This window comes from Umezawaea sp. NPDC059074 (genome assembly GCF_042738955.1).
Lineage (GTDB): Bacteria > Actinomycetota > Actinomycetes > Mycobacteriales > Pseudonocardiaceae > Umezawaea.
The window spans coordinates 1-8,502 of sequence record NZ_JBHYHC010000228.1 but is presented as its reverse complement, the minus strand read 5'-3'; the positions used below and the strand labels follow the sequence as shown (position 1 = coordinate 8,502).

At 71.8% G+C, this 8,502-nt stretch carries 10 protein-coding genes; 5 read left to right on the top strand and 5 right to left on the bottom strand.

The features are described 5' to 3' along the window. Positions 1–21 precede the first annotated feature (21 nt). Complete coding sequence (locus tag ACFWW9_RS44720; RefSeq protein WP_390389504.1) at positions 22–1,434, bottom strand: ice-binding family protein; 1,413 nt, start codon at positions 1,432–1,434, stop codon at positions 22–24. A 406-nt stretch (positions 1,435–1,840) separates the two neighbouring features. On the opposite strand from ACFWW9_RS44720, the gene ACFWW9_RS44715 reads away from it, so the two are divergent. Next, on the top strand, positions 1,841–3,352 hold the full coding sequence (locus tag ACFWW9_RS44715) for a histidine kinase dimerization/phospho-acceptor domain-containing protein (protein WP_390389501.1): 1,512 nt from the start codon (positions 1,841–1,843) through the stop codon (positions 3,350–3,352). Here ACFWW9_RS44715 and ACFWW9_RS44710 read toward each other — a convergent pair. Together ACFWW9_RS44710 and ACFWW9_RS44705 are read right to left on the bottom strand one after the other, a co-directional pair. Continuing rightward, positions 3,322–3,423, bottom strand: coding sequence for a winged helix-turn-helix domain-containing protein (locus ACFWW9_RS44710; RefSeq protein ID WP_390389500.1), 102 nt, complete (start codon positions 3,421–3,423; stop codon positions 3,322–3,324). The genes ACFWW9_RS44715 and ACFWW9_RS44710 overlap by 31 nt on opposite strands. Next, positions 3,411–3,950 (bottom strand): response regulator transcription factor, encoded by a 540-nt coding sequence (locus ACFWW9_RS44705; protein ID WP_390389498.1) that lies wholly within the window; start codon positions 3,948–3,950, stop codon positions 3,411–3,413. Before ACFWW9_RS44705 ends, ACFWW9_RS44710 begins: the two co-directional genes overlap by 13 nt. 165 nt (positions 3,951–4,115) lie before the next feature. Here ACFWW9_RS44705 and ACFWW9_RS44700 point away from each other — a divergent pair, with 165 nt between their 5' ends. From ACFWW9_RS44700 to ACFWW9_RS44685, 4 genes are all read left to right on the top strand, one after another. Continuing rightward, positions 4,116–4,490, top strand: coding sequence for a hypothetical protein (locus ACFWW9_RS44700; RefSeq protein WP_390389496.1), 375 nt, complete (start codon positions 4,116–4,118; stop codon positions 4,488–4,490). Then, positions 4,400–5,164, top strand: a complete 765-nt coding sequence (locus ACFWW9_RS44695; protein ID WP_390389494.1) for a C40 family peptidase — start codon at positions 4,400–4,402, stop codon at positions 5,162–5,164. The genes ACFWW9_RS44700 and ACFWW9_RS44695 overlap by 91 nt, the downstream gene beginning before the upstream one ends. Before the next feature lie 45 nt (positions 5,165–5,209). Then, positions 5,210–5,656, top strand: a complete 447-nt coding sequence (locus ACFWW9_RS44690) for an ATP-binding protein (RefSeq protein ID WP_390389492.1) — start codon at positions 5,210–5,212, stop codon at positions 5,654–5,656. Between the two features lie 192 nt (positions 5,657–5,848). Then, positions 5,849–6,181 carry an STAS domain-containing protein gene (locus tag ACFWW9_RS44685; RefSeq protein ID WP_390389490.1) on the top strand — a complete coding sequence of 111 codons (333 nt, stop codon included), beginning with the start codon at positions 5,849–5,851 and terminating at the stop codon, positions 6,179–6,181. Here ACFWW9_RS44685 and ACFWW9_RS44680 read toward each other — a convergent pair. After that, positions 6,155–7,756, bottom strand: a complete 1,602-nt coding sequence (locus ACFWW9_RS44680; RefSeq protein ID WP_390389488.1) for a hypothetical protein — start codon at positions 7,754–7,756, stop codon at positions 6,155–6,157. The genes ACFWW9_RS44685 and ACFWW9_RS44680 overlap by 27 nt on opposite strands. A 2-nt stretch (positions 7,757–7,758) precedes the next feature. After that, positions 7,759–8,502, bottom strand: a 744-nt coding sequence (locus tag ACFWW9_RS44675; protein WP_390389486.1) for an aldo/keto reductase, incomplete at its 5' end; no start/stop codon positions are given.

The window sequence follows — 8,502 nt, the reverse complement described above, 5'->3', positions numbered from 1 at the left end:
CCCCTGGTCAGCCCGCGTCGATCACGGTCGGCGCGGCTTGCGGGAGCGCATCGTCACGAGCAGCAGGCCACCGCCGACGAGCAGCAGCACGCCGATCGCGACGGCGGTGACCAGGCCGCTGCTCACCCCGGTGCTCGCGAGGCCGGACACCCCCGACGGGTAGTCACCCGGTCCCGGACCACCGGTCCACGCGGCCCCGCCCTCGGTCGTGCCCTCGGCCCCCGCGGTCCACTGGTCGGTGGTGGAGGTGTCCGAGGCGTAGGTGTCGGTCGTGGTCGTCTCCTCGGGCCGGGTCGTGGTGTCCGACGTCGTCGACTCCGTGGTGGTGGTCGGTGCGGTGGTGGTCGTCGACTCGGTGGTGGTGGTGGTGGTCGGTGCGGTCGTGGTCGTCGACTCCGTCGTCGTGGTCGGAGTGGTCGTCGTCGTTGAGCCCTCCGTCGTGGTCGTCGGTGTCGTCGTGGTCGTGGATTCGTCCGTCGTCGTGGTCGGCGTGGTGGTGGTCGTGGACTCCGTCGTGGTGGTGGGAGTCGTGGTGGTGGTCGAGTCCGTGGTCGTGGTGCTGGAGTCCGTCGTCGTGGTGCTGGACTCGGTGGTCGTGGTGGTGTCGTCCGTCGTGGTCGGCGTGGTGGTCGTGGTCGTGTCGTCGGTCGTGGTGGTCGACTCCGTCGTGGTCGTCGTCGGCTGCGTGTCGCAGCCCGGCGTGGTGAAGACGTTGGTGTCCAGCGAGACCTGGCCGTTGCGGGCCAGCGCCCGGCCCTCCACCACCGCGCCCGTGGTGACCGAGATCGAGGTCAGAGCGAGGATCGTGCCGACGAACGAGGAGTTCGTGCCGAGAGTGGCCGAGCTGCCGACCTGCCAGTACACGTTGCAGGCCTGCGCGCCGTTGATCAGGCTCACGCTGCTCGCCGACGCCGTGATCAGCGTGGACGCCACCTGGAACAGGAACACCGAGGTCGGGTCGCCCTGGCCGTCCAACGTCAGCGTTCCGCTGAGCGCCAGCGGACCGGTCGACTTGTACACGCCGCCGGGCAGCGTCTGCCCCACCAGATCACCCGCCACGCTCGCGGTCAGCGCGCGGCCCGCGGCGTCGTCGTAGGCGATCACCAGGTCGGACTGGGCCTGTTCGGCGACGGCGTCGGCCTGGTGCGTCGCCCCGGCCGCGAGTCCCGGCGGGAACCCGGTGATCGCGGTGCCGGGGCTGACGCCGAGGTCGCCCTGGAGCGTGCTGGGGCCGGTGTTGGTGACCGCCTGGCCGCCCAGCACCGAGTAGCTCCCCGCGGTGCCGAGGTCCACCGGCGATTCGACGGCGTACGCCTTCGTCTGGCCCGCCAGCAGGCCGATCACCACCAGCGTGCTCGCCGCGGTGACGAGCCCGGCCGCCGCGCTCCAGCGCGTTCGGTCGAAACGCCCGGTCCGAACTGGATCGCGGTTCATGACGCGGCCTTCCGTGGTACGAGCGGAATGGGGAACGGCGCGGAACGAGCGCCGCACATCCCGGACCGTACGTCCGCCCGGTCCACGCGGGACGCGATGGCGGAAACCACGAAAAGACACAGCGGAAAAACAGAAGAAGAAATGACCGGGGACGTCCACCGATCCGGTAACGACCGCTCTCCCGCCGTCGATGACCACCACCAGGGCTGTCACCACGCTCGACCCTTCCGCGGGACATCACCCGAAAGTGAGAATTGTGATTCACCCACAGGAGCCACACCGCGCCTGATTCCACCCGATCGAGACCACGAAAAACGTAATGACCCCACTGGAAAACCGATACTCCCGGTAAGGGCCTCCACGAGACGGGCGGGCAGCGGTGCCGAGCGAGAACCGGAACACCGAAGTGGAGCGAATAGCCGCCGTGCGCGCGTTGAACCTGCTCGACACCCCGCCGGAGGACAGGTTCGACCGGATCACCCGGCTGGCGCGCGACCTGTTCGACGTGCCGATCGCCCAGGTGACGCTGGTCGACGTCGACCGCCAGTGGGCGAAGTCATCGGCGGGTGGCGGCCCGCGGGAGTTGGCGCGCGGCACCTCGTTCTGCTCGGCCACGATCGACGCGGGGCGGTACTTCGAGGTGTCGGACGCCTCGACCGACCCGCGGTTCGCCACCAGCCCCGCCGTGCTCGGCCCCGCGCACGTCCGCTTCTACGCGGGCCACCCCGTGGCGGCCCCGTCCGGCCACCTCGTCGGCGCCCTGTGCGTGCTGGACCGCGTGCCCCGCCGGTTCACCGCGCGGCAGCGGGAGGAGCTGGGCGAGCTCGCCGAGTGGGTGCGGCTGGAGTGCGCGGTCGTCCAGGTCACCCGGTGGGAGGAGGCGGCGGAACGCGCTCGACGCGACTTCGTCTCCATCGTCAGCCACGAGCTGCGGACCCCGTTGACGTCGATCCACGGGTCGCTGGAGCTGATCGCGTCCGGCCGGTTCGGCGCGTTGCCGCCGCGGGTGGCCGGGCTCGTGGACATCGCCGCGCGCAACACCGACCGGCTGGTCCGGCTCTCGCAGGACGTCGTGGACCTGCACCAGGTGCACCGCGGGCGCCTCCACCTGCGGCTGGACGACATCGGGCTGACCGAGGTCGTCTCCCAGGCGGTGAACGCGGTCGACGACGTCGCCGAGCGCGCGGGCGTGGCCGTGACGGCGACGTGGGCGGCCACCGCGACGGTGCGCGGCGACGCCGACCGGCTCGTGCAGGTGGTGACGAACCTGCTGGTCAACGCGGTGCGCGTGTCACCGGAGGGGACCGGGGTCGCCGTCACCTGCGGGAAGGACGGCCCCTGGGCGTGGATCGAGGTCCGCGACCACGCCCCCAAGGGCAGCTGGACGAGATCTTCGAACCGTTCGTCCAGTTCGACGTTCCCAGCCAGCGCCGGACCGGGACCGCGAGATCGTCGAGGCGCGTGGCGGGCGCATCCGGGCCGAGCCTGCCTACGGCGGCGGGAGCGCGTTCCGAGTGGCGCTCCCCTAGGCGGGCCCCGATGTCGACTGGGCCTGGTGGCAGGCCTAGGAGCGCGGCGACCTGGTCGCCGATCCTCGCCGGTTCGAACGGCTTGGGCAGCACGGCCATCGCGCCGAGCAGGTGCAGTCGCGGGTCGGGCAGCGCGGTCAAGGATCACCGGCAGGGCCGCGGTGCGAGGGTCGGCCTGCACGCCCGGCCCGTTCATGACCGGCATGCCCACGTCGAGCAGCACCACGTCCACGTGGCCCGACCAGCAGACCTCCAACGCCCGTCGTCGCGGACACGACGTCCCAGCCCCGGTAGGCGACCAGGCTCAGCGCCAGCACCTCGGCGGTGTCCTCGTCGTCGTCGTCGACCACGAGGACCCTCACGAGTGGCCTCCGGGGACGTACCGGTAGCCGATCCCCCGCACCGTCGTGATCATCCCGGTCTCCCCCGTCGCGCCGAGCTTGCGCCTCAGGTTCGACATGTGCACGTCGGCCGTTCTCGGAGCTGGTCGCGGGTGTGCACCTGGCGCGCGTTGTCAATCAGCGCGGCCAGCAGGTCGAGCTCGATCCTCGTCAGCTCCACGGCCGCGCCGTTCACCCAGACCTCGCGCGCCAGCGGGTCGATCTCAACCGGGCCGGCATTCTCCGGGCGGCCCCGCCAGCATGGCCTGCACACGGGCCAGCAGTTCCAGCGGCGAGAACGGCTTCGTGAGGTAGTCGTCCGCGCCGACCGACAGCCGATCAGCTTGTCCACCTCCTCGGCGCGGCCGGTCAGCATCAGCACGTAGGCGTTGGAGAAGCCGCGCAGCCGACGGCAGACCTCGACGCCGTCCGGGGCGGGGAGGCCGAGGGCCAGCAGCACGACGTCCGAGGCCCGCTCCCGCGCGACGGACAGCGTGCCGTCGCCCACCGCCCACACGTCCAGTCGGGCGTCCCCGAGCGCCAGCTCGATCAGGTAGCTGATCCTGGGGCTGTCCTCGACGACCAGGATCTTCGCGGGCTCGCTCACCCACCTCGTTGTGCGGGTTCCACCGGGGTGCTGGTCCTCATGGGACCGACGGTCCCGAGTCGACTTCCGGGCGGGGTCGGCCGGACCTCGAGCACTCCGCAAGCACCGGCGGAATCCGGCCTAGCTTCGGGCGACCAGCCGCGTCCCTCCCAAGAGGAGCCACCGATGACCGCCCGAACGACGTCACCGCCCATCCTGCTGTCCCTGGTGGTCGCGCTGATCGGCGTGTCGGGGCCGCCGGGCGTCGCCGTGACGCAGGAGTCCACAACGGACCGCTTCGACGAGCTGAGCCGCGAGGACGTCCTCACCGCCCGCCAGGACCTGGCCGACAAGCGGGCCGCGCTGGACGACGCGACGGCCGCCGCGGACCGGTCCAGCAGGAGGCCGACGACGCGGCCGACCGGGCCGGGACCGTCGAGGCCGGACTGCGCGCCGAGGTCGACCACGTCGTGGAGATCTCCTTCAAGGGGCTGCGGCTCAACGGCCTGGCCGCCGTCTTCAGCAGCGACTCGCCGGAGGAGTTCCTCGACGCGGCCATGATCATGGACGTCTTCGCCGAGCGGCAGGGCGAACTGGTCGCCGCGGCGGACGTGGCCGCGACCGACGCCTCGCTCGCCCAGCGCGAGGCGGACGACGCGAGCGCCGCCGCGACCGGGGCGAGCCGGACCGCCGACGAGGCGCGCGACACCGCGCGACGGCTCACCGACGAGGCCTCAGACGCCGCGGCCGAGGCCGAGCGGCGGCAGACCCGGCTGGACGCGGAGGTGGTGGAGGTCCGCCGTGCGCTGGACCTGCTGTCCAGTGCCGACCGGGCCGTGCTGGCGGGCACGGGTCCCCGCGTGGAGGCTCCCGCGGCGGAGGGCTCGGCGGGCGACGCCGTCCGGTTCGCCCTGGCCCAGGTCGGCAAGCCGTACGTGTGGGGCGCGGTCGGCCCCGACTCGTTCGACTGCTCGGGCCTGGTCATGACGGCGTTCCGGTCGGCGGGCGTGCTGGTCCCCCGCACCACGTACGCACAGGCCTTGGTCGGCGTGGCAGTGCCGCGCGACCAGGTGCGGGCGGGCGATCTGGTGCTCTACTACGACACGCTGAGCCACGTGGCGCTGGCGATCGACGGCACGACGGCCGTGCACGCGTCGACCGAGGGCGAGCCGGTGAAGGTCGGCCTGATCGACGGCATCGGACCCATCGCCACCATCCGCCGCGTGACCGGATGACGCCGGAGGGCGTGTACCGCTCCCCCGCGCGGGTACCCACCCGAAATGGACGCCGGGGTGAACGAGAACGCACTGGGATCGACACCGGATCTCGACGTCGACCTGCGCGAGTACGCGCGACCACCATTGCGGGAACTGCGCGGGCTCATTCGCGCGGCACTGCGCGGAGAGGACGAGGACTGCGTCGCCGACGCGGAACTGGTCGTGACCGAATTGGTGAGCAACGCCTTCGACCACGGGCACGCTCCGCGCCGACTGCACGTGTGGCGGACAGGTCGACCGGTCACCGTGCACATCGAGGTCGGCGATTCCGGCCGCGACGACATGCCCGTTGTCGGGAAATCGCGGTTGGGTTCCGCGCGTGGCCGTGGGTTGATCATGGTCAGCCGGTTGTCCCGCAGGTGGGGAGTGTCACTGCACCGCCTCGGCAAGACCGTGTGGGCGGAACTCACATGCCCCGCACCACACGTGCGCCCGGCACCCACCGCGTGATCCTCCTCCGAACGGGGGAATTCACGGGGTGCCATTCGGACGCTTTACCTGCAAATGAGGAAAGTTCGTCACGATTGCCGTCCACGCAGGTCAGAGCGCACATTTCCACGCTTTTCCAGCCGGTTGTACCCACTGCGGCCAGGAATCAAACCAGTAACGAACCAGTACGCCGATCCCGATAGTTTCACCGTGATGGCGAAATCGGACGATGAATTCTTCGTGGAAGTGGTCCGCTCGGCCGGAACCGTGCTCGTCACCGTCTCGGGCGAACTCGACGCGGACACCGCACCCGAGCTGAACCGGAACCTGGTCCACGTCGACGCGGGCTCCGGCCGGGTCGTGCTGGACCTGCGCGCCGTGTCGTTCTGCGACTCGGTGGGCCTGGCCTCCGTCGTGGCCGTGGTCCGCCGAGGAGCCGACCTGCGCGTGGTCGGCTCCCGCCCGGTGGTCCGGCTGATCACGCTCGCCGGGATGGACCACCACGTCACCTTCGCGGCGTCAGTCGCGGAGGCCCTCGACTCCTGACCTCGCCAGCAGCGCGACCGACCACGGGCGCAGCGTCGCCCGGACGTCCAGCACGCCCTCTTCCGAGGTCGTGAACTCCTCGACGGCGCCGCCCGCCGCCTTGGCGCGGAGGGTGGCGGCGTCGGCCCTGGAGAGGTTGAGGGGGCTGCCCAGCCGTTCCCACTCGGCCATCGCCGAGCCGTGGTCGGCGTCGACCACCTCCAGCCGGTACGCCGTGCGCGGCGGCAGCCCCTCGATCCGGATCGACACCGGCAGGGTCGAGCCGGTGGCGAGCGTGCGGTCGGCGGCGTCGCGGGTGTCGAACGAGCCGGGCACGGTGAGCACGACCTCGTCGGGGTAGTGGTAGAGGACCGCGGCGAGGTCACCCGTCCCGCTGTGCCGCGTCACGACCGCGCCACCGCGCTGGAGGAGGAGTTCGTCGCCGAGCGCGCCGAGCATCCGGTAGGCGTGCATCGTGGGCTTGGGGATCCCGTGCTGGGAGAGCATCCCGAACCCGCCGTGGAACGGCTCCTGCCCCGCCCCGCTCTCCTCGAACACGTCGGTGAACGTCCAGTACGCCAGGCTGTCCACCAGGCCCAGCGACTCCAGGTTCGCCTTCACCACGTACGCGGCGGCCTGCGGGTAGTCGTGCGTGTAGTCGCGGGGGCTGGAGCTGGAGTTCCACTCGGTGAGGTGGATCTCGGCGTCCGGGTAGGCGCTCGCGTCGACCAGCGCGCGCAGCGTCCGCAGGTCCGTGGGCGTGGCGTCGACGCCGCGGGTCAGCTTCCGCCCCTGGCTGTGCTCGTCGAGCGCCCAGTCCGTGGGGTACGGGTGGCAGGAGACGAAGTCGACCGGCAGGGCGTCGGCGGCGCAGAACGCGAGGAAGTCGTCGAGCCAGACCGGTTTCCAGTCGAGGGCGTCCAGGTTCTCCGCGGTGAGCACCACCTCGTGCTGGGACAGGTCCTCGGTCTCGCCGTCGAACCGGGTGTCGGGGACGAAGTTGCTGGTCGCGGGCCCGCCCACGCGCAACGAGGCGTCGACGGACCGGATCGCCTCGACCGAGACGCGGTACAGCTCGAAGTACTCCGACTTGGTGCCGCGGAAGAACGGCGCCAGGTTGGGCTCGTTCCACACCTCGAAGTACCACTCCCGCACCTCGTCGAGCCCGTACCGGGCGACCCAGTGCTCCACGGTCGCGCGGACCAGCTGGGCCCACTTGGCGTAGTCGGTGGGCGGCGAGCCGTTCGCACCCCACCAGAAGACGGTCGCCCGTTCGCGCGCCAGCTCCGGCGGGGAGAAGCCGAACTCGACGAACGGCCGCATCCCGGCCTCGAGGATGGCGTCGAACAGCAGGTCGACGTACTGGAAGTACGGCTGGACGACCCCGTCGACCTCGCGGTAGACGAACATGTCGCCGTGGAACAGCCCGTGGAACCGCAGGTACCGGAATCCGCCCAGCTCACGGGCGGTCACGAGCTGCCGCTGCCAGTCGGCGCGGAGGCCCTCGTTCGCCCGGCCCGCGCCGACCACCCGACTCCAGAAGTGGTCGAGGGGGCGGACGTCGAGCGGTCCCGCGAGGTCGAGGCGCAGATCCATGATCACCTTGGTGTGTCGAGTGGGAGGAGGCCCGCGGCGGCCAGCTCGTCCCAGAGCCGGTCCAGCGGGCGGGGGTCTTCGGCCAGCCACACGCTGGTGGCGAGTTGGACGGGGTTGTCCGCGCCGATCACCACCGACGCGACCGCGCGGTCGCGGGCCGCGAACTTGAGGGCCGCCTGCGGCAGCGTGCTGCCCGCCGCCGTGGCCAGGTCCGCCAGCCGCCGGGCGCGGGTCAGCAGCTCCGGCGACGCGGCGGCGTACTCGTAGCGCGAGGTCTCGGACGGGTGCGTCGCGGCGAGCAGGCCGGAGTTGAAGACGCCCGCGTTGAGCACCGAGATCCCGGCGGCCGCGCACGCGGGCACGACCTCCTCCAGCGCGGGCTGCTCCAGCAGGGTGAGCCGTCCGGCGACCATGAGCGCGTCGACGTCGGTGTGCTTCGCGAACGCCGTGAGCGCGCCGATGTCGCCGGTGCCGACGCCGATCGCCCCGACCACGCCCTCGGCCCGGAGCCGGTCGAGCGCCGGGTAGGCGGAGTCCAGCGCCCAGGACAGGTGCTCCTGCGGGTCGTGGACCAGCGCGATGTCGATCCGGTCGAGGTCCAGCCTGGTGAGCGACTCCTCGATCGAGCGCAGCACGCCCGACGCGCTGAAGTCCCACCGGCGGGTCGGCGCGCCCGGCGCCGTCGGGGGCCGGGGGGGGGGGCCGGGAGTGGGGGGGCAGGAAGAGTGAGGGGGCCGGGGGGGCGC